Source organism: Streptomyces sp. NBC_00335, assembly GCF_036127095.1.
Taxonomy (GTDB): domain Bacteria; phylum Actinomycetota; class Actinomycetes; order Streptomycetales; family Streptomycetaceae; genus Streptomyces.
Map to the genome: position 1 here is coordinate 2,344,988 of NZ_CP108006.1, position 19,756 is coordinate 2,364,743.

General features: G+C 73.4%; 16 protein-coding genes. 4 read left to right on the top strand and 12 right to left on the bottom strand.

The genetic code is table 11. From position 1 onward, the window contains the following. Nucleotides 1–43: 43 nt before the first annotated feature. From OHA37_RS10250 to rimP, 8 genes are all read right to left on the bottom strand, one after another. Nucleotides 44–3,910 (bottom strand): serine protease, encoded by a 3,867-nt coding sequence (locus OHA37_RS10250; protein WP_266904024.1) that lies wholly within the window; start codon nucleotides 3,908–3,910, stop codon nucleotides 44–46. Between the two features lie 275 nt (nucleotides 3,911–4,185). Further along, nucleotides 4,186–5,094 carry a tRNA pseudouridine(55) synthase TruB gene (gene truB / locus OHA37_RS10255; protein ID WP_266904025.1) on the bottom strand — a complete coding sequence of 303 codons (909 nt, stop codon included), beginning with the start codon at nucleotides 5,092–5,094 and terminating at the stop codon, nucleotides 4,186–4,188. Next, nucleotides 5,094–5,561, bottom strand: coding sequence for a 30S ribosome-binding factor RbfA (rbfA, locus tag OHA37_RS10260; RefSeq protein WP_266904026.1), 468 nt, complete (start codon nucleotides 5,559–5,561; stop codon nucleotides 5,094–5,096). Before rbfA ends, truB begins: the two co-directional genes overlap by 1 nt. A 27-nt stretch (nucleotides 5,562–5,588) precedes the next feature. Next, nucleotides 5,589–5,882 (bottom strand): DUF503 domain-containing protein, encoded by a 294-nt coding sequence (locus OHA37_RS10265; RefSeq protein ID WP_030161467.1) that lies wholly within the window; start codon nucleotides 5,880–5,882, stop codon nucleotides 5,589–5,591. Between the two features lie 163 nt (nucleotides 5,883–6,045). Next, nucleotides 6,046–9,207 (bottom strand): translation initiation factor IF-2, encoded by a 3,162-nt coding sequence (infB, locus tag OHA37_RS10270; RefSeq protein ID WP_266904027.1) that lies wholly within the window; start codon nucleotides 9,205–9,207, stop codon nucleotides 6,046–6,048. A 151-nt stretch (nucleotides 9,208–9,358) separates the two neighbouring features. Then, nucleotides 9,359–9,646 (bottom strand): YlxR family protein, encoded by a 288-nt coding sequence (locus OHA37_RS10275; RefSeq protein ID WP_266904028.1) that lies wholly within the window; start codon nucleotides 9,644–9,646, stop codon nucleotides 9,359–9,361. 188 nt (nucleotides 9,647–9,834) lie between these two features. Next, complete coding sequence (gene nusA / locus OHA37_RS10280) at nucleotides 9,835–10,935, bottom strand: transcription termination factor NusA (RefSeq protein ID WP_266904029.1); 1,101 nt, start codon at nucleotides 10,933–10,935, stop codon at nucleotides 9,835–9,837. Nucleotides 10,936–10,937: 2 nt separating this feature from the next. Further along, nucleotides 10,938–11,435, bottom strand: coding sequence for a ribosome maturation factor RimP (gene rimP, locus OHA37_RS10285; RefSeq protein WP_266904030.1), 498 nt, complete (start codon nucleotides 11,433–11,435; stop codon nucleotides 10,938–10,940). A gap of 154 nt (nucleotides 11,436–11,589) precedes the next feature. Here rimP and OHA37_RS10290 point away from each other — a divergent pair, with 154 nt between their 5' ends. From OHA37_RS10290 to OHA37_RS10305, 4 genes are all read left to right on the top strand, one after another. Further along, nucleotides 11,590–12,162, top strand: coding sequence for a hypothetical protein (locus OHA37_RS10290; RefSeq protein WP_266904031.1), 573 nt, complete (start codon nucleotides 11,590–11,592; stop codon nucleotides 12,160–12,162). Next, nucleotides 12,159–12,614, top strand: coding sequence for a ferritin-like domain-containing protein (locus OHA37_RS10295; protein WP_266904033.1), 456 nt, complete (start codon nucleotides 12,159–12,161; stop codon nucleotides 12,612–12,614). Before OHA37_RS10290 ends, OHA37_RS10295 begins: the two co-directional genes overlap by 4 nt. A gap of 109 nt (nucleotides 12,615–12,723) precedes the next feature. Next, nucleotides 12,724–13,626, top strand: coding sequence for an aminoglycoside phosphotransferase family protein (locus tag OHA37_RS10300; RefSeq protein ID WP_266904034.1), 903 nt, complete (start codon nucleotides 12,724–12,726; stop codon nucleotides 13,624–13,626). Between the two features lie 50 nt (nucleotides 13,627–13,676). Continuing rightward, nucleotides 13,677–14,642, top strand: a complete 966-nt coding sequence (locus OHA37_RS10305) for a slipin family protein (RefSeq protein ID WP_266904035.1) — start codon at nucleotides 13,677–13,679, stop codon at nucleotides 14,640–14,642. A 257-nt stretch (nucleotides 14,643–14,899) separates the two neighbouring features. On the opposite strand, the gene OHA37_RS10310 is transcribed toward OHA37_RS10305, so the two are convergent. The 4 genes from OHA37_RS10310 to ispG form a co-directional block, all read right to left on the bottom strand. Further along, a complete protein-coding gene (locus OHA37_RS10310) occupies nucleotides 14,900–16,603 on the bottom strand; it encodes a proline--tRNA ligase (protein WP_266904036.1) in 1,704 nt (567 codons plus the stop codon). 57 nt (nucleotides 16,604–16,660) lie between these two features. After that, complete coding sequence (locus OHA37_RS10315; protein WP_266912649.1) at nucleotides 16,661–17,230, bottom strand: GNAT family N-acetyltransferase; 570 nt, start codon at nucleotides 17,228–17,230, stop codon at nucleotides 16,661–16,663. Between the two features lie 137 nt (nucleotides 17,231–17,367). Beyond that, nucleotides 17,368–18,213: a GNAT family N-acetyltransferase gene (locus tag OHA37_RS10320; RefSeq protein ID WP_266904037.1), complete on the bottom strand. Its 846-nt coding sequence runs from the start codon at nucleotides 18,211–18,213 to the stop codon at nucleotides 17,368–17,370. Nucleotides 18,214–18,498: 285 nt separating this feature from the next. After that, the gene (ispG, locus tag OHA37_RS10325) at nucleotides 18,499–19,656 is read right to left on the bottom strand and encodes a flavodoxin-dependent (E)-4-hydroxy-3-methylbut-2-enyl-diphosphate synthase (protein WP_243337575.1); all 1,158 of its coding nucleotides are present in this window, start codon (nucleotides 19,654–19,656) and stop codon (nucleotides 18,499–18,501) included. Nucleotides 19,657–19,756: the final 100 nt, after the last annotated feature.

A 19,756-nucleotide genomic window follows, 5' to 3' on the forward strand; every position in this document is an offset into this window, starting at 1 on the left:
CGCCCGAACCCTTTAGGCCCTGTCCTGGTTGCCGATTGCAGGTCTAAGACTGCCATGCCGGTGGCCGCTGCCCATCATCGGCGTCGTGCGGCGGGGACCCGCTGTGAACGAGGGTCTCGACGGTCCGGCGCGCGCTCGGCCCCAGCAGCGCCGCCGCCTCCTGCGGCGCCCGCTCCAGCCAGGAGGCCACGAGTGCGCCGAAGGCCGGTTCGGCCCGTGCCAGCTCGACCGTGCGCCGCTCGAAGACGGCCGGGCCGCCCGGCGCCCGCAGCAGTTGCCGGCCGGTGCGCCGCAGCAGCTCCCGGGTACGGTCCGGCGCGCCGGCGGCCGCCCCCGCCGCCAGCGCGCCGAGGAAGGTGTCGAGCACCGACGGGTCGAGCTCCTCGCGGAGCAGCGCCTCGGCCAGCTCGCCGCGGAGCGTGTACGAGGACTCCGTGCCCGGGGCGGCCAGTACGCCGGCCAGCGCGGCCCGTACCGGCGGCGGACCGGAGCCCAGCAGGTCCCGTACGAGCGGGCGGAGCACGGGGGCGGCGGCCAGGCCCTGTTCGAGCCGCCGGTCCACGAACTCGGCGGCGTGCGCGGCGTCCTGCGGGTGCCGCGCCAGGTGCTCCCGTACGAGCTCGGCCGCGCGCCGGGCCAGGCCCGGCGTGGTCAGCGCGGCCAGTGCGCGCACCACCTCGCCGTCGGCCCGCTCCCGCAGGGCGGCGAACACCGCGTCCGGGTCGGGCAGCACGGGGAGCGCGGCAACCAGCGCGGTGGCGGGCAGCCGCAGGCCGCGCCCGGGGTCGCGGAAACAGGCGAGGGCGTCGGGGAGGTAGCGGGCCCGTACCTGGGGGTCGCGGAGCAGGATCCCGAGGGCGCTGCCGTGCAGGGACGCGTCCGCGGGGCGCGCGAGCAGGGCCTGCGCGGCGTAGCGCAGCAGCTCGCGGTCGGCGGGGGTCCGCACGTGAGGGGCGGTGAGCGGCCCGTACGCGGCGGCCGCGACCCGGCGGCCGGGCCGCTCGTCGTGCGCCCAGCGGTCCACGGCCCGGCTGAGGGCGGAGGGCTCGTCCTCGGCGAGTACGGCGAGCAGCTCGTCGGCGCGGGGGTGCGCGGCGCTGACGAGCGCCTCGGTGAGGTCGTCGACGGCGAGGCTGCGGTGGGTGTGCAGCAGTGCCTGCGCGGCGGTGGCGACGGTGGCCCCGGGCCGCCCGAGGAGCCGCCGCTCGTCGCGGAACCAGCCGCAGAGCAGCGGCTGCACGATCCGCGGCGCGCGAGCCAGCCGCCGGGCGGCGGCGTCCAGGAGGCGGTGGTCGTGGGGCACCAGCCGCCGCAGCAGCTCGAAGCGGTCTTCCTCGGCGACGCGCACCCGGGTCCAGAACCACCCCCCGAACTCCCCCTCGTCCTCCCGGCCCTGGCTGGGCGCGGGCGGGGTGCCGGGCCCGGTGCCCGCGGGGTGGCCGGTGTCCCCGGCGGCCGCTCCCGACCGGAGCTGCCCGGCCCGCCCGCCGGGTCCGCCGGCCACCGTCGCTCCGCCCTGCGCGGGGACCCGGAGGGGCCCGGCAGTACCGGTTGCCGTCCACCGGGTGGTGCAGGCCGGGCCCGGGGCACCCAGGGCGCCCGCGTACGCCGCGGAGCCGGCCGGCGAGGGTGCGGGCGGCGCGGGAGCCGCCGGAGACGGGGCCGGTTCCTCCGCCCGGGACGGCGCGGGCCTGGTCAGGTGGGCGGCGAGGGCGTGCAGGACCGGGAGGTACGGCGTGGCATCGGGGACCCGCAGGAGGGTCTCGCCGACGAGCCGGGCGGCCCACCAATGGGCCTGGGGGTCGGCGGCGCCGTCGAGCACGGCCACGAGCCGCTCCAGCGCTGCTCCCCGCTCCCCGGGCGGAAGCAGGCGCAGGGCCTCCAGCACGGGCCCGACGCGGTGCCGGGGGACGTCCCGGCCCAGGGTGTGCAGGGCGGCGGGGAGGTCCAGGTGGGCGGCCTGCACCCAGTCGGCGAACTCCTCGTGGGCGAAGCGGTAGCCCTCGCCGGCGGGCACCAGCAGCCCTTCGGCGAGCACCGCGGAGGCCCAGCCCGACCGCCAGGGGAACAGTTCCTCGAAGGAGGCGCGGTCCAACTGCCCCTGGCCCGGCCCCAGACAGCGCCGGGCGGCTTCGTGCACCCGCCCGGCCACCCGCACGGCCAGCCGGCCCACACCGGGCCCGAACACGCCGGGCTCGGACACACCGGGCCCGAACACACCGGGCTCGTACTCCCCGGACCCGCACGCCCCGGCCGGGTCCTCCCCGCCGTCCCAGTCCCGGCCGGCACCGACCGGCCCATCCGGGTCCGGGTCCGGGTCCGGGTCCGGGTCCGGCACGCCGTTGCCCACCCCGGCGGCCCTGTCCACCTCGGCTGCGCCGACCGGGCCGGCGGCCCCTCCGGGTCCACGGGGCTGCGGAAGCGCCGCGGACACCCGGACGGCCACGCGCAGGCACACCAGGTCCAGGTGCGCGGCGAACACCTCCTCGCGCGACGGACGGCCCGCGGTGACCCCGGCCGCACGGACCTCCGCGAGCAGCCGCAGCGTGAGCGGGTGCCGGGCATCGGTGGCGGCGACCGCGTCGGCCGGGATCCCCAGCCGGGTCCGGGCCGCCTGCGCCTCCTCCGGGGTGAGATCGCCGATCGGGACCGCGGGCGGCACCCGCCGGGCCGGCCGGGCCGGGGTGTGGAGCATCCGCGGCGGGTAGAGCCGCCCGGCCGACTCCCAGTGCTCGGGGCGGGCCGCCACGACCAGCCGGGCCCCGCTCGCGCCGAGCCAGGCGGCGGTGGCCCCGGTCCACGGCCCGGCCCTCCCCGCGAGCCGCGGCGGCATCTCCTCGGGCCCGTCCAGGACGACGAGCAGGGGCCGCCCGGCCGAAGCCACGAGGGCGGCCAGCTCCGACGCCGGTTCCGCCCCCGGAGCGGCGGCGGGCACCCCAAGGATCCGGCCCGCCTCCGTCAGCGCCCGTGCCACGGCGTCGGCCAGCGAGGTGTCGTCGGCCCGCAGGTCGGCGCCGCGCAGCCAGAGGGTCGGGGCCGGGTGCGGGCCGCGGGCGCGGCGGGCCGCCAGCGCGGCGAGGGCCGTCGTGCGGCCGGTGCCGGGCCGCCCGACCAGGGCGAGGACCGGGCGGTTCCCGGTGGTGAAGGCGTCGAGTTCGGCGGCGATCGCCGGGCGGTCCACCGGCTCCGCTCCCCCGGCGGCGAGAGCGGCCAGAGCGGCGAGGGCTGCGACGGCGGCGCCCAGGGTGGTCCCGGTGAGCTGCAGGGCTCCGGCGAGGTTCAGGTCGGCGCCGTGGCCCGGCACGGTGGCGGCGTTGCGTTCCAGCAGCGCGGCGAGGGGACCGCCCGGATCGGCGGCGGCCGCGGCCGCGAGGGGCACGGCGAAGCCCCCGGAGCGCTGCTCCGCCTGCAGAGCGGTGCACAGGACCGCGAGCACCGCTCCGGTTTCGGCGTCCAGCACCGGGCCCCCGCAGGCCTCGCCGCCCAGGCGCAGCGCGTCGCGCCCGTCGGTCCCGATGGCCAGTTCCACAGCGGCCGGGAGCAGGTGGAAGCGGTCCGTCGCCGGATAGCCGGCCTCGGCCGCGCCGAGCACCCGCGCCTGGCGCCAGCCCCGCGCGGGAAGCCGTACGTACGTCCCGGGAGCGATCGTCGCGCGCGGCGCGACCGGCAGCGGCCGCACCCCGAGCCCGTCGCTGCGTACGAGCGCCAGCCCCAGCTCCGGCAGGGCGGTCACGTCCGAGGCTCCCGCCGTCCAGGTCCGCTCCCCCGGCGCCGGCCCGTGCAGGACCAGCCGGGCCAGTCCGTCCACGGCCTCGTGGCTGGTGAGCACCGTCCCGCGGTCGTCCGCGACGAACCCGCTCCCCCGCGGCCGCCCGGCGAGATCGCAGATCCTGATCAGTTCCGCCGTCACCGCACCACTCCCCGCCGCGCGTGCCCCGTAGGCACGACCGTAGGCAGGTGAAGATCAGCTGGAACAGCACGCGTGTCGAAAGCGCCCCCTTACGCTCCCTCCATTCACTCCGAGCGCCTGCTCGGACGGGTGAATAAGGGGGTCCGGATGGATAGAGACCTACCCGAGGGGGGTCGTGGAGCGGTGAGCAGCAGTCCGTGTGCGCTCACCGCTCCACGTCAAACGAGAACCGGCCGGCCCGAAGGCCGGCCGGTCAACAGCGTCAGGGGAACCGGTCAGGCGAAGACCGCGAGCGATTTCGCCTTGCCGTTCTTGTTCTCCACGAGCCCGAGCAGCTGCCCGTCCGGCCCGTAGACCGCGACCGCCTTGCCGGGCTCGTACTCTTCCGGCATGTCGATCCGCACGCCGTTCGCCAGCAGCGACGCCCGCCGGGCGTCCAGCTGCCAGCGCGGGAACGCGGCGGCCGCCGCGTCGCCGATCGGCATGACGGTCAGGTCCTCCTGGAGCTGGTCGAGCGTGCGCGCCCGGTCGATCTTGTACGGGCCCACCCGCGTGCGCCGCAGCGCCGTGAGGTGCCCGCCGACGCCGAGGTCGGCGCCGAGGTCCCGCGCGAGCGCGCGGATGTACGTACCGCTGGAGCAGACGACGGAGACGACGAGGTCGACGACCTTGGTGCCGTCCTCGGCCTCCGCCTCCCGCATGTCGTACACCTGGAACGAGGAGACGGTCACCGGGCGGGCCGGGATCTCGAAGTCCTCGCCGTCGCGGGCGCGCTTGTAGGAGCGCACGCCCTTGATCTTGATGGCGCTGACCTTGGACGGGACCTGCATGATCGCGCCGGACAGCTTGGCGATGCCCGCGTCCACGCCTTCCCGGGTGACCCCGGTGGCGTCCGTGGACGAGGTGATCTCGCCCTCGGCGTCGTCCGTCAGGGTGTTCTGGCCCAGCCGGATGGTGCCGAGGTACTCCTTCTCCGTGAGCGCGAGGTGGCCGAGGAGCTTGGTGGCCTTCTCGACGCCCAGGACCAGCACGCCCGTCGCCATCGGGTCGAGCGTGCCGGCGTGGCCGACGCGGCGGGTCTTGGCGATCCCGCGCATCTTGGCGACCACGTCGTGCGAAGTGAAGCCGGACGGCTTGTCGACGATGACCAGGCCGTCCGGCGTCTTCCCTGCGTTGGTGCTCATTACGCGGATGCGTCCCCGTCTTCGTCGGCGGCAGCCTCGTCGTCCTCATCGGGCTTCTTGTACGGGTCGGCGTCGCCGGCGTACTTCGCGCCCGAGGAGACCTCGCGCACCTGGGCGTCGGAGGTCCGCGCCTTCTCCAGGAGGTCCTCGATGCTCTTGGCGGTCTCCGGAAGGGCGTCCGCCACGAACGTCAGGGTCGGCGTGAACTTGGTCTGCGCCGCCCGGCCGACCGCGGAGCGCAGAACGCCCTTGGCGCTCTCCAGACCCGCTGCCGCACTGACGCGCGCCTCGTCGTCGCCGTACACCGTGTAGAAGACCGTGGCCTCCCGCAGGTCGCCGGTGACCCTGGTGTCCGTGATGGTCACGTGCGTACCGAGGCGGGGGTCCTTGACGCCACGCTGCAGCTTCTCGGCCACCACCTCCCGGATGAGGTCCGCCAGCTTCTTCGCCCGCGCATTGTCGGCCACTGGTCCGTCTCCTTCTTCGTCTTGCGGTCAGTCTTCATCACCGTGGAGCCGCCGTCGTACCGACAGCAGCTCCACTTCCGGACGTGCCGCGACCAGCCGCTCGCAGCGGTCCAGTACATCCGAGAGGAACCCCGTGTCCCCACTCACCAGAGCGACCCCTATACGGGCCCTGCGGTGCAGGTCCTGGTCGCCCACTTCGGCCGCGCTCACAGAGAACTTGCGCTGGAGCTCGGCCACGATGGGCCGGACGACGGAGCGTTTCTCCTTCAGCGAGTGAACGTCGCCGAGGAGCAGATCGAAGGACAGAGTCCCCACGTACATGCAGTTCCGGATATCCCGCCGGTGCGGGTTCGGTGGCCTGCCGGCCGTCGCGCGGCAGGGTCATCAGAACCGTACACGCAACGGCCGGGGCCGATCGACGGATATTCCGCCGACCGGCCCCGGTGTTACAGCTACCTACGACACGGTGCGAACCGCCTCGCGCTTACGCGCGGGGCTTCTCGCGCATCTCGTACGTCGCGATGACGTCGTCGATCTTGATGTCGTTGAAGTTGCCGAGGTTGATACCACCCTCGAACCCTTCGCGGATCTCGGTGACGTCGTCCTTGAAGCGGCGCAGACCGGAGATGGTGAGGCTCTCGGCGATGACCTTGCCATCGCGCAGGAGCCGCGCCTTGGTGTTGCGCTTGACCTCGCCGGACCGGATGAGGACACCGGCGATGTTGCCCAGCTTGGACGAGCGGAAGACCTCGCGGACCTCCGCCGTACCGAGCTCGACCTCTTCGTACTCCGGCTTGAGGAGACCCTTGAGAGCCGCCTCGATCTCCTCGATGGCCTGGTAGATCACCGAGTAGTAGCGAACGTCGACACCCTCGCGCTCCGCCATCTGCGCGGCACGGCCGGCCGCACGGACGTTGTAGCCGATGACGATGGCGTCGGAGCCCATCGCCAGGTTGATGTCGGACTCGGTGACCGCACCCACACCGCGGTGCAGGACGCGGATGTCGACCTCTTCGCCGACGTCGAGCTGGAGCAGCGAGGACTCGAGAGCCTCCACCGCACCGGACGCGTCGCCCTTGATGATGAGGTTGAGTTCCTGGACCAGACCGGCCTTGAGGACCGAGTCGAGGTCTTCCAGGGACACCCGGCGGACGCGCTTGGCGAAGTTGGCGTTGCGCTCACGCGCAGCACGCTTCTCGGCGATCTGACGGGCGGTGCGGTCCTCGTCGACGACGAGGAAGTTGTCGCCGGCGCCGGGGACGTTGGTGAGACCCAGGACCAGGACGGGGGTCGCGGGACCCGCTTCCTCGACGTTGTTGCCCTTGTCGTCGAGCATGGCGCGCACTCGGCCGTAGGCGTCGCCCACGACCATCGTGTCGCCGACGCGGAGGGTACCGCGCTGGACGAGGACGGTGGCAACGGCACCGCGGCCGCGGTCGAGGTGGGACTCGATCGCAATACCCTGAGCGTCCTGCTCCGGGTTGGCGCGCAGGTCGAGCGAGGCGTCGGCGGTGAGGACGACGGCCTCGAGCAGGGAGTCGATGTTCAGACCCTGCTTGGCGGAGATGTCGACGAACATCGTGTCGCCGCCGTACTCCTCGGCGACCAGACCGAACTCGGTGAGCTGACCGCGCACCTTGACCGGGTCGGCACCCTCGACGTCGATCTTGTTGACCGCGACGACGATCGGGACGCCGGCGGCCTGGGCGTGGTTGAGCGCCTCGATCGTCTGCGGCATCACGCCGTCGTTGGCCGCGACCACGAGGATCGCGATGTCGGTCGACTTGGCACCACGGGCACGCATGGCGGTGAACGCCTCGTGACCCGGGGTGTCGATGAAGGTGATCTTGCGCTCTTCACCGTTGACCTCGGTACCGACCTGGTACGCACCGATGTGCTGCGTGATGCCACCGGCCTCGCCCGCAACGACGTTCGTCTTGCGGATGGCGTCGAGCAGTCGGGTCTTACCGTGGTCGACGTGACCCATGACGGTCACGACCGGCGGACGCGGCATGAGGAATTCCTCGCCGCCCTCGTCCTCGCCGAACTCGATGTCGAAGCCCTCGAGGAGCTCGCGGTCCTCTTCCTCCGGGCTGACGATCTGAACGACGTAGTTCATCTCGCCGGCCAGCATTTCGAGGGTCTCGTCGGAGACGGACTGCGTGGCAGTGACCATCTCGCCGAGGTTCATCATCACGGCGACGAGCGACGCCGGGTTGGCGTTGATCTTCTCCGCGAAGTCGGTGAGGGACGCACCGCGCGACAGGCGAACGGTCTCGCCGTGACCACGCGGCAGCATGATGCCGCCGACCGACGGGGCCTGCATGGCCTCGTACTCCTGGCGACGCTGGCGCTTGGACTTGCGTCCACGACGCGCGGGACCACCGGGACGGCCGAAGGCGCCCTGCGTGCCACCACGGGCATTGGGACCACCGGGACGACCGGCGAAGCCGGGACGACCGCCGCCACCGGCACCAGCCGGACCGCCGCCGAAGCCGCCACCACCGGGACGGGGACCGCCGAAGCCGCCGCCGCCACCCGGACGCGAGCCCGGACCGGCCGGACGACCGGCGAAGCCGCCGCCCGCGGGACGACCGGCGCCACCGGCGCCACCGGGACGGGGACCGCCCGCACCGGGACCACGGCCACCGGGGCCGCCACCGGGACGGGGACCGGGACCACCGGCAGCGGGACGCTGCGGCATCATGCCCGGGTTCGGACGGTTGCCACCGGGGGCACCACCCGGACGCGGAGCGCCGCCCTGCGGGCGGGGCATGCCGCCCGGGGTCGGACGACCCGCACCGGCACCCTGCGGACGCGGAGCGCCGCCGGGGCCGCCCTGCGGACGGGGAGCGCCACCCTGGCGGTCACCGGCGCCGGGGGCACCGGGACGGGGAGCGCCGGCCGGACGGGGCGCCTGCGGGCGCGCCATGCCGGTGGAGCCACCAGAGGTGAACGGGTTGTTGCCCGGACGGGGACCGGCCGGACGGGCGCCCTGCGGACGCGGGGCCGAAGCACCGGGACCGGCGGGACGCTCGGTGCGCGCCGGAGCGGCACCGGCCGGACGCGGGGCGCCGGGACGGGCGCCGGACTGGCCACCGGCCGCCGGACGCTCGGGACGCTGCTGCGCCGGACGCGGACCGGGGGTCGCGCCGGGACCGGCGGGACGGTCGGTGCGCGCCGGAGCCGCGGCGGCCGGAGCCGCCGGGGGCGCGGAGAACTCGGTCGCCACGGGAGCCGCCGGAGCGGGCTTCGGGGCGGCCGGAGCCTTGGGGCCGGGACGCGGACCACCGGGGGCGGCGGTCGGGGTCACCGGGGCGGGGGCGCTGACGGCCGGGGCCTCGGCAACGACCGGCTTGGGGGCCGGGGCGCCGGGCTTCGGGGCAGCGGGACGTGCAACAGCACCCGGGGTGGGAACCCCGGGCTTGGCGGGGGCGGCCTTGCGGGGCTCACCCGGCTTCGCAGCGGGCTTGCCGGCGTTGCCGCCAGGGCCCTGCAAAGCATCGGTCAACTTGCGTACGACCGGCGCCTCGATAGTCGAGGACGCCGAACGGACGAACTCACCGAGTTCCTGGAGCTTGGCCATGACGACCTTGCTCTCAACTCCGAACTCCTTGGCGAGTTCGTATACCCGGACCTTAGCCACTTCGCTCCTTTTAGGTCCGGGTTACGCCGGACCGTCTCTACTTCATGCTCGTACTCATCGCGTACTCATCGAGGGGTGCTCATCGCAATCTCGACCTACTTCCAACTCGCGAGGTACCTGACCGCACGGTGATCCGTGCCGTACTACTTGCTTACGGTGTCGCCTCGGCCTCATCGGCCACGGCTACGTGCAGTTCCGCCGTGTCGAACGGTCCTGCGGACTTGAAAGCCCGGGAGAACGCCCTGCGGCGGACAGCCTGGTCGAGGCAGACCACGGCGGGGTGCACGTAGGCACCCCGGCCGGGCAGCGTACCGCGAGGATCGGAGACACATTTGTCACCGACCGCCACGATGCGCAGCAGATCGCTCTTGGCCGCTCGCTCCCGACACCCCACACAGGTGCGTTCGGGGCATGCGCGGGCTTGCGTCCGGCCAGACACGCTTAAGTCTACCTCCCCGCACCGACCTCACCCCTTCGGGCGAAAAATCGAACGGATGTTGTCGTGATCACTGGTGCCGGGTCCGGCCGCTGAAACCTCGGCGGCGGACAGCCGTGCACGTTGAGCAGGGCTCTTGTCGCCCCTGCCGTTCTTGTGTACCGCCCGGAGAGCTCCGGGCGGTAGCGGTTTTATTCCCCGCGGCGGTCGTCGCGCCGGTCGTCCCGGCGGTCGTCGCGGCGGTCGTCGCCCCGGTCACCCCGGTCGTCGCGGCGCTCGCCGCGGTCGCCCCGGTCGCGGTCGTCCCCGTCCGAGGGCTGCTCGGTGTCGGGACGGATGTCGATGCGCCAGCCGGTCAGGCGGGCGGCGAGGCGGGCGTTCTGGCCCTCCTTGCCGATGGCCAGCGACAGCTGGTAGTCGGGCACGGTCACCCGCGCGGACCGGGTGTCCCAGTCCACGACCTCGACCTTGCTCACCCGGGCGGGTGACAGGGCGTTGGCGACCATCTCCGCCGGGTCGTCCGACCAGTCGACGATGTCGATCTTCTCGCCGTGCAGCTCGGCCATCACGTTGCGCACGCGGCTGCCCATCGGGCCGATGCAGGCGCCCTTCGGGTTGAGGCCGGAGCGGTTGGCGCGGACGGCGATCTTGGTGCGGTGACCGGCCTCACGGGCGATCGCGCAGATCTCGACGCTGCCGTCGGCGATCTCCGGGACCTCGAGCGAGAACAGCTTCTTCACCAGGTTCGGGTGGGTGCGCGACAGGGTCACGGACGGACCGCGGACACCCTTCGCCACCCGCACGACGTACGACTTCAGGCGCAGTCCGTGCGTGTACTCCTCGCCGGGGACCTGCTCCTGCACCGGCAGCATGGCCTCCATCTTGCCGATGTCGACGAGGACGTTCTTCGGGTCCTTGCCCTGCTGCACCACGCCGGTGATGACATCACCCTCGCGGCCCAGGAACTCGCCGAAGGTCAGGTCGTCCTCGGCGTCGCGCAGACGCTGGAGGATCACCTGCTTGGCGGTCGTCGCGGCGATGCGGCCGAAGTCCGACGGGGTGTCGTCGAACTCCTTGGCCTCCTGGCCCTCTTCCAGGTCCCTCGGGTCCTCGGTCGCCCACACGATCACGTGACCGTTGGTGCGGTCGAGCACGACGCGTGCGCGCCGGAAGCTTCCCTCGGTGCGGTGGTACGCGATGAGGAGGGCCGACTCGATCGCTTCGACGAGCAGGTCGAAGGAAATCTCCTTCTCCCGGACCAGACCCCGTAGGGCACTCATGTCGATGTCCACGACTACGCCTCCTCTTCCTTCTTGTCCTTGCGGTTGAACTCGATCTCGACACGCGCCTTGGCGATGTCGGTGAACACGATGCGGCGGGCGGTCGCCTTGCGGCCCTTCACGCCCGGGACTTCGAGGTCCATGCCCTCGTCGTCGACGTCGAGGATGCGGGCGATCACTTCCCCGCCGTCCGACGTCTGGAACTTCACGAGCCGGCCGATCGCCCGGATGTAGTGACGGTGCTCGGTCAGCGGGCGGTCGGCGCCCGGCGAGCTCACTTCGAGGACGTACTCGTCCTCGCCCATCGCGTCGGTCTCGTCCAGCAGGTCCGAGACCTCGCGGCTCAGCTCGGCGCACGCGTCCAGCTCCACGCCTTCGTCGGAGTCCACGATGATGCGCAGCATCCGGCGCTTGCCCGCCTTGGACGTCTCGATCTCTTCGAGGTCCAGGCCCTTGGCGGCGACGAGCGGCTCCAGCAATGCGCGCAGCCTGTCGCTCTGGGTGGTGCTCATCCGGGTGACTCCTCGGCCGCGTGTGCTGTTGTGATTTCCGTCGTGCGTCAGGTCAAAGGGTATCCGGTCGCGGAGGGTGTTGCCGTCCGCGCTGTGGACGGGGCCCCGGGTACCGTGATCACGCCCTGCCGGCCATCACCCTTAGGACGTCTCCGTGCCCGTGATCCTGCCGTCGCGAAGAGGCCTGCTCGCCGGTGCCGCGGGCATCGCCGGAGCCGCGCTGCTCAGCGGTTGCTCCGATGGCGGGCCGCCCGCCGCGACCCCCGAGGTTCCACTCGAACGGCGGATGCGCGAGACGGCCGTTCGTGAGAGCGAGCGACTGCTGGAACGTTACGACGCGACGACCGCGGCGCATCCGGCCCTCGCGCAGCGCCTCGCACCGCTGCGCGCCTCGGTCGCGGCGCACGCGGCGGCCCTCGCCGACGACGGGTCCCCGGCGGCCTCGCCGCCCTCCCGCTCCGCGAGCCCCTCCGCGGCCTCCTCCCCCTCCTCCGTCCCGTCCGGCGCCGCGGCCGCCGCGCCGCCCCCTCCCGGCGCCGTGCCCGTCCCCCCGGCGCCCGCCGACGCGCTGACCGCCCTCGCGGGCGCCGAGCGGAGCCTGGCCGAGGCCCGGACGATCTCCCTGGCCGGCGCCCCCGGAGAGCTGGCCCGGATGCTCGCCTCGGTGGCGGCGTGCGGCCACGTGCACGCGTACCTGCTGACCTCGAACCCGGGAGCCTCCTCGTGACCTCCACCCCCTCCCCCGCCGGCCGGGTCCTGGAGGCCGCGCAGGCCGCGCTCGCCGCCGAGCACGCGGCCGCGTACGGCTACGGCGTCATCGGGGCCCGGACCTCGGCCGCCCGCTCCGCAGAGGCCCGTGAGGCGTACGGAGGCCACCTCGCGCGCCGCGACGCGCTCGCCCGTACCGTGCGTGAGCTGGGCGGTTCCCCCCGCCCGTCGGAGGCCGCGTACACCCTGCCGTTCACCGTCCGCACGCCCGCCGACGCCGAGCGGCTGGCCGCCGGGATCGAGGACCGGGTGGCGGGCGCGTACTCCGATCTGGTGCGCGCAGCCGAGGGCCGGTTGCGCCGCGAGGCGGCTGACGCGCTCACCGCCGCGGCCGTGCGCGCGGCACGCTGGCGTGGTGTCGGCGTAGCCTTCCCTGGGCTCACGGAACGCGCGGACACACCGCCGGCCTAGGTCGTCTCTTGGGGATCTTGCCGGTCAGGCCCGCAGGATCCGAGAGGGACGGCCTGACGCGCAACCATGCGCGACGAGCCCGGGCACAGCTGAAAGGGACCACGCACGCATGGCTTTCGAACCGCCGCAGCGGCTCCTACGGGCGCTCGGCGAGCTGCCGGAATCGGCGCACGTCTCGGACTGGCTGGGGCAGCTGCCCCGGCTGGCGGAGGGGGCGCTGGCCCGGCGCGGGGTGCACGCCCAGCGGGTGCAGGCCCCCGGCGGCCGCAGCAGCCTGGTCGTCCTCGTCCACTACGCCGACGGAACCCCGGCCGCGCTGAAGCTGGCCCCGCCGGGGCTCCGGCCCGACCGTGAGCTGGCCGCGCTGGCGCACTGGGGCGGCTTCGGGGCGGTACGGGTCCTCGACACCCGCCATCACGAGGAGGACGGGGCGCTGCTGCTGGAGCGGCTGCACCCGGAGGTCTCGCTGCGCTCGCTGCCGGAGGCGAAGGCGCTGCTGGAGGCCTGCGGCACGCTGCGCAGACTGTGGGTGGCCCCGGCGCAGGGGCACGGCTGGGAGACCGTCGCCGAGCGGACCGCCGAGCAGGCCGAGGAGCTCCGCAAGGCTCCCCCGGAGGCGGCGGAGCTGGCCTCGGCGGCGCTGGCGGCCCGCGAGGAGCTGACGGCGGCGCCGGCCGAGGAACTGCTGCTGCACGGAGCCTTCCGGCAGGGCAAGGTCCTCTCCGGTGAGCGGGCTCCGTGGCTGGCGGTGGGCCCGGACCCGATGGTCGGCGAGCGGGCCTACGACCTGGCGCGGCTGGTACGGGACCGGCTGGAGGACCAGATGGCCTCCTCGGCGGGGGCCGCGGGCGCCCGGCGACGGGTGAACAAGCTGGCCGACGCCCTGGAGGTGGACCGGGACCGGCTGCGGGGCTGGACGCTGTTCCGGGCCGTCGAATCGGGCAACCGGGCACTGGCCGCCGGCCGGCGGCGGGACGCGGAGCTGCTGCTGGAGTTCGCGGGCTGGTTGTAGGGCATAACCCCTGTGGGGAGAGTGCTGCCCGGCAGGAGCAGGAGGCCGTCATGGTCGAGGAACTGCTGACAGCCGGCGCCGTCGCGGGCGTCGGGATCGTGGCCTACCTGGGCGCCGCCTCCCGGGTGGTGAAGCAGTACGAGCGGGGCGTGGTCTTCCGCCTCGGCCGGCTGCGCGACGGCGTCCGGGGCCCGGGCTTCACCTTCGTGGTCCCGGGCTTCGACCGGCTGCGCAAGGTCAACATGCAGATCGTGACGATGCCGGTGCCCGCCCAGGAGGGCATCACCCGGGACAACGTCACGGTGCGGGTGGACGCGGTCGTGTACTTCAAGGTGGTGGACGCGGCCAGCGCGATCATCGAGGTCGAGGACTACCGCTTCGCCGTCTCGCAGATGGCGCAGACCTCGCTGCGGTCGATCATCGGCAAGTCCGACCTGGACGATCTGCTGTCCAACCGGGAGCAGCTCAACCAGGGCCTGGAGCTGATGATCGACAGTCCGGCGGTGGGCTGGGGCGTCCAGATCGACCGGGTGGAGATCAAGGACGTGTCCTTGCCCGAGACGATGAAGCGGTCGATGGCGCGGCAGGCGGAGGCCGACCGGGAGCGGCGGGCGCGGATCATCAACGCGGACGCGGAGCTCCAGGCCTCGAAGAAGCTGGCGGAGGCGGCGGAGGTCATGTCGGAGCAGCCGGCGGCGCTTCAGCTGCGCCTGCTCCAGACGGTCGTCGCCGTCGCCGCGGAGAAGAACTCCACCCTCGTCCTCCCGTTCCCGGTGGAACTCCTCCGCTTCCTGGAACGCGCTGCCCCTGCGCCCACGGCGCCGCCGCCTGCGGCTCCTCCGCCCCCGGCTACCGCGGCCCCCGCTCCGGCGCCGCCGCCCCCGGGCATCGCGGGCCCCGCTCCGGCGGTGGCGCCTGCGGACACCGATGCGGGGCTCGGCCCCGGGGCGGTCGCGGAGCCCTGCCTGGACGGGTCCCCGCCGCCGCCCCCGGCGGAGCCGGACGTGCGCGGGTAGGCGCTGCGCGGAGCCGTCCCCCACCCGCCCTTCCACCGTTCCCGGGGGCCAGCCCCCGGACCCCCGCTCCTCAAACGCCGGAGGGCTGAATGCTCGCCGGCGCGAACTGGATTCGGCCGGTGCGGGCTGGATGGCGCGGAGCGCCATCTCAGCCTCGCCGGCGTTTGAGGCGCGGGGTCTGGGGCGGAGCCCCAGGGGGTCCGGGCAACGCCCGGGGAACGGGCGAAGGGCGGGTAGGGGAACTCCGCCCCGCAGGGCTACGCGGGCGCGGTCAGGCGGGACAGGGCCTCCGTCAGGGGGAGTTCCTCGCGGGCGCCGGAGCGGCGGTCCTGGAGTTCCACCACGCCGTCCGCGGAGCGGCGGCCCGCGACCAGGATCCACGGGACCCCGATCAGCTCCGCGTCGGTGAGCTTCACCCCGGGTGACAGGCCCGGCCGGTCGTCCAAGAGGATCCGCAGACCTGCCCCGGCCAGGGACTGCGCCGCAGACTCCGCGAGGGCGAGCGGCACCGCCTTGCCCGCCGCCACGACGTGGACGTCCGCCGGGGCCACCGCCGCCGGCCAGCACAGACCCCGCTCGTCCGCCGTCTGCTCGGCCAGCGCCGCCACCGCACGGGAGACGCCGATCCCGTACGAGCCCATCGTGACCCGGACCGGCTTGCCCTCCTTGCCGAGGACGTCGAGCCCGAAGGCGTCCGCGTACTTCCGGCCGAGCTGGAAGATGTGCCCGATCTCGATCGCCCGGTCCAGGCGGAGCCCGGCCCCGCAGGCGGGGCAGGGGTCCCCCTCCTCGACGACGACCACGTCCAGGTACTGGTCCACCTCGAAGTCCCGCCCGCAGACCACGTTCCGGGCGTGCGTGTCGGCCTTGTTGGCCCCCGTCACCCAGCAGGTGCCCGGCGCGATGCGGGGGTCGGCGAGGTAGCGGACCTTCTCCAGGCCCTGCGGGCCCACGTAGCCGCGTACGAGATCGGGCCGGCCGGTGAAGTCCTCCGCCGTCACCAGCTCCACGACCGCCGGGGCCAGGTGCTCGCCGAGCTTGCCGAGGTCGACCTCGCGGTCGCCCGGTACGCCGACGGCGGTGATCTCTCCGTCGACCTTGACCAGGAGGTTCTTCAGCGTCGCGGAGGCGGGGACGCCCAGGTGCGCCGCCAGGGTCTCGATGGTGGGGGTGTCGGGGGTCGGGATCTCCTCCAGCGGGCCGTGCTCCCCCTCGGCCGGGGCCAAGGCGAAGGTCACGGCCTCCGTGTTGGCCGCGTAGCCGCAGGAGGGGCAGTCCGCGAAGGTGTCCTCGCCTGCCGGGGCCGGGGCCAGGAACTCCTCCGACGCCGAGCCGCCCATCGCGCCCGAGACCGCCGACACCACCCGGTGGTCGAGGCCCAGGCGCTCGAAGATGCGTACGTAGGCCTCGCGGTGGAGCCGGTAGGACTCCGCCAGGCCCTCGTCGGACACGTCGAAGGAGTACGAGTCCTTCATCTGGAACTCGCGGCCGCGCAGGACGCCCGAGCGGGGCCGCGCCTCGTCCCGGTACTTGGTCTGGATCTGGTACAGCATGACCGGCAGGTCCTTGTAGGACGTGCACTGGTCCTTGACCACGAGGGTGAAGATCTCCTCGTGGGTGGGGCCGAGCAGGTAGTCCGCGCCCTTGCGGTCCTTGAGCCGGAAGAGCAGGTCACCGTACTCCGACCAGCGCCCGCTGACCTCGTACGGCTCCTTCGGCAGCAGCGCAGGGAGCAGTACTTCCTGCGCCCCGATCCCGTCCATCTCCTCGCGGACGATGCGCGAGACGTTGTCCAGGACCCGCTTGCCGAGCGGCAGCCAGCTCCAGACCCCGGCGGAGCTGCGCCGGACGTAGCCGGCCCGGACCAGCAGGCGGTGGCTGAGGGTTTCCGCGTCGGCGGGGTCCTCGCGGAGGGTCTTGGCCATGAGGCGGGACATGCGCTGCACGTGTTGCGTTGACATGACGGGAGGCTATCGGGGGCGCGGAGCCGCGCGGAAACGCTTTCCGGGCCTACGGGGTCAGGGTCTGCGCAGCGGCAGCGGGGCGCCCATGACGGCGTACGGGAGGCTCGCGCTCGGGAAGAGGACCTGGCGGGCGAGGTCCGTGTAGCCGAGGGAGTGGTAGAGGCCGCGGGCGGGGCTGTCGATGTCGATCGCGGAGAGGATCGAGCGCTCCTCGGCGGCGGTGTCGGTGATCCGGGTGATGAGGGCGCGGCCGACGCCCTTGCCCTGGAACCCGGGGTGCACGTGGAGTTCGGTGATCACGAAGGAGCCGTCGAGCCAGCCCTCGTGGCCGCCGGTCCGCAGGTAGGGCTCGACGATTCCGGACCACCAGTGCGTGCGGTCGTTGGGCATGCCGTAGACGAACCCGGCGAGCTCGCCGTCCTCGGTGAAGGCGCCGAGCGCGCGGGCGCCCCGGCAGGTCATGTGGCGCTGGACGATGTAGCGCCGGATGCCCACCTCCTCCTCGCTGAGCCCGAAGGCCATGGCCTGCACGCTCAGGGCCTCGTCGACCCGGGCGGCGAGGTCGAGGGGCCCGATGCGCAGTCCGGCGGGCCGGCCGGGGTCGTCTCCCGCGGGGGTTGGCATCATGCGGCGACCTTACTGGCCGACCGCGGAGTCGAACAGGAAGATCGGAACAGGACTCTCGCATCGGCGCGCCCGGAGCGGAGGGACGGCTGTGCGGAGGAGCGGCGGTGCGGCTGTACTGCCGAGCGGCGGTCCGCTCAGAACAGCACGCTCATGAACGCGCCGACCTCGCGGAAGCCGACCCGGTGGTAGGAGGCGCGCGCGGCGGTGTTGAAGTCGTTGACGTAGAGGCTGACCACGGGGGCCACGTCCCGCAGGGCGTACGCGACGACGGCGGCCATCCCGGTTTCGGAGTGCCCGCGGCCGCGGAACTCGGGGGCCACCCAGACGCCCTGGATCTGGCAGGCGCGGGAGGTCGCGGCGCCGATCTCGGCCTTGAAGACGACCTTGCCGTCCTGGACGCGGGCGAAGGAACGGCCGCCGGCGACCAGCTCGGCCACCCGGGCCTGGTAGAGCAGGCCGCCGTCGCCGGTCATCGGGGAGATCCCGACCTCCTCGGTGAACATGGCCACGCAGGCGGGCATGATCAGGTCCATCTCGTCCTTGCGGATCCGGCGGACCCGGGGGTCGGCGGTCACCGCGGTGGACGGCTGCTCCATGACCATCAGGGGCTGGCAGGAGCGGACGTCGCGGGCCGGGCCCCAGCTCGGCTCCAGGAGCTGCCAGAGCAGCCCGGTGGCCTCGGCGGGGCCGACGATGGAGGAGCAGCGGCGTCCGGTGCGGCGGGCGCGGTCGGCGAAGGCCCGTACCGCGTCGGGTTCGGCGCAGACGGGCACCAGGTTGGCGCCGGCGTAGCAGAGCGAGCGGAGCTCTCCGTCGGCGTACCAGCCCCACATCTCGCCGCCCAGGCGCCACGGGTCGAGCCCGGCGATCTGGACCCGGGAGGTGACGAAGGCGTTCTGGACCGGCTCGCGGCCGAGGATGTCGAGCGCGGCCTCAAGGTCACGGGGCTCAAGGACCCGGGTGGTGGTCTGCGTCAACACTGGGGCCTCACCATGCAAGTCTGCTGATCTCCGCACTGTACCCGGACCGGCTCCGAGATGCCCCCGAGGCCCCCCGAGGCCCCTTGGAGGCCTCCCTGGCCGGTTCCGCCCGGTGGCGGGCCCGCGAGGGGCCCGCTCGCCGAGGACGCACAGGCCCACGGGCGCACGTACGGGGGCCGCGCGCCGAGGGCTCGACATGCCGACGGGCCCGCAACCGCACCTGCGGTTCGGGCCCGTCGTCGTTCGTCCAGCGGAGCTGCGCGCTTCCCTGCGGGGAGCTGTGGCCTAGACGCCGATGGCGACCGTCGGCTCGCCCGACATCACGCCGTCCTTCTCCATCTGCTCGGCGATCTTCATCGCCTCTTCGATGAGGGTCTCGACGATCTTCGACTCGGGGACGGTCTTGATGACCTCGCCCTTGACGAAGATCTGGCCCTTGCCGTTGCCGGAGGCGACGCCCAGGTCGGCCTCACGGGCCTCGCCGGGGCCGTTGACGACGCAGCCCATGACCGCGACGCGCAGCGGGACCTCCATGCCCTCCAGGCCCGCCGTGACCTCCTCGGCCAGCTTGTAGACGTCCACCTGAGCGCGCCCGCAGGACGGGCAGGAGACGATCTCCAGGCGGCGCGGCTTGAGGTTCAGCGACTCCAGGATCTGGATGCCGACCTTGATCTCCTCCACCGGCGGGGCCGACAGCGAGACGCGGATCGTGTCGCCGATGCCCTCGGAGAGCAGCGCGCCGAAGGCGACGGCGGACTTGATCGTGCCCTGGAACGCCGGACCGGCCTCGGTGACGCCGAGGTGCAGCGGGTAGGTGCACTGGGCGGCCAGCTGGCGGTAGGCGTTGACCATGACCACCGGGTCGTTGTGCTTGACCGAGATCTTGATGTCGCTGAAGCCGTGCTCCTCGAAGAGGGAGGCTTCCCAGAGCGCGGACTCGACCAGCGCCTCGGGCGTGGCCTTGCCGTACTTCTTCAGCAGTCGTGCGTCGAGCGAGCCGGCGTTGACGCCGATCCGGATCGGGGTACCGGCGTCCTTGGCGGCGCGCGCGATCTCCTTGACCTTGTCGTCGAACTGCTTGATGTTGCCGGGGTTCACGCGGACGGCGGCGCAGCCGGCGTCGATCGCGGCGAACACGTACTTCGGCTGGAAGTGGATGTCGGCGATGACCGGGATGTTCGACTTCTTCGCGATCACGGCGAGCGCGTCGGCGTCGTCCTGCGTCGGGCAGGCCACGCGGACGATGTCACAGCCGGAAGCGGTCAGCTCCGCGATCTGCTGGAGCGTGGCCCCGATGTCGGAGGTCCTGGTGGTCGTCATCGACTGCACGGAGATTTGTGCGTCGCCGCCGACGGCCACCGAGCCGACCTGGATCTTGCGGCTGACCCTGCGGTCGGCGAGCTTCGTCGGCACGGCCGGCATTCCGAGAGAGATGGCAGTCATCTGCTGTGCAACCCCAAGGTGTGGATATAGGTGCCGGGGATCGGCGGGCTCCAACGTCCGAGATTACGCCAACCGGCACGCCACCCGCGCATCGCCGGTG

Bases quoted from the DNA above. Each gene is read 5' to 3' on its own strand.
- truB (WP_266904025.1), bottom strand. From the start codon at position 5,094: ATGAGCACCAACGCAGGGAAGACGCCGGACGGCCTGGTCATCGTCGAC.
- OHA37_RS10265 (WP_030161467.1), bottom strand. From the start codon at position 5,882: ATGTACGTGGGGACTCTGTCCTTCGATCTGCTCCTCGGCGACGTTCAC.
- rimP (WP_266904030.1), bottom strand. From the start codon at position 11,435: ATGAGCACCACCCAGAGCGACAGGCTGCGCGCATTGCTGGAGCCGCTC.
- OHA37_RS10300 (WP_266904034.1), top strand. From the start codon at position 12,724: ATGGCTTTCGAACCGCCGCAGCGGCTCCTACGGGCGCTCGGCGAGCTG.
- OHA37_RS10305 (WP_266904035.1), top strand. From the start codon at position 13,677: ATGGTCGAGGAACTGCTGACAGCCGGCGCCGTCGCGGGCGTCGGGATC.
- OHA37_RS10310 (WP_266904036.1), bottom strand. From the start codon at position 16,603: ATGTCAACGCAACACGTGCAGCGCATGTCCCGCCTCATGGCCAAGACC.
- OHA37_RS10315 (WP_266912649.1), bottom strand. From the start codon at position 17,230: ATGCCAACCCCCGCGGGAGACGACCCCGGCCGGCCCGCCGGACTGCGC.
- ispG (WP_243337575.1), bottom strand. From the start codon at position 19,656: ATGACTGCCATCTCTCTCGGAATGCCGGCCGTGCCGACGAAGCTCGCC.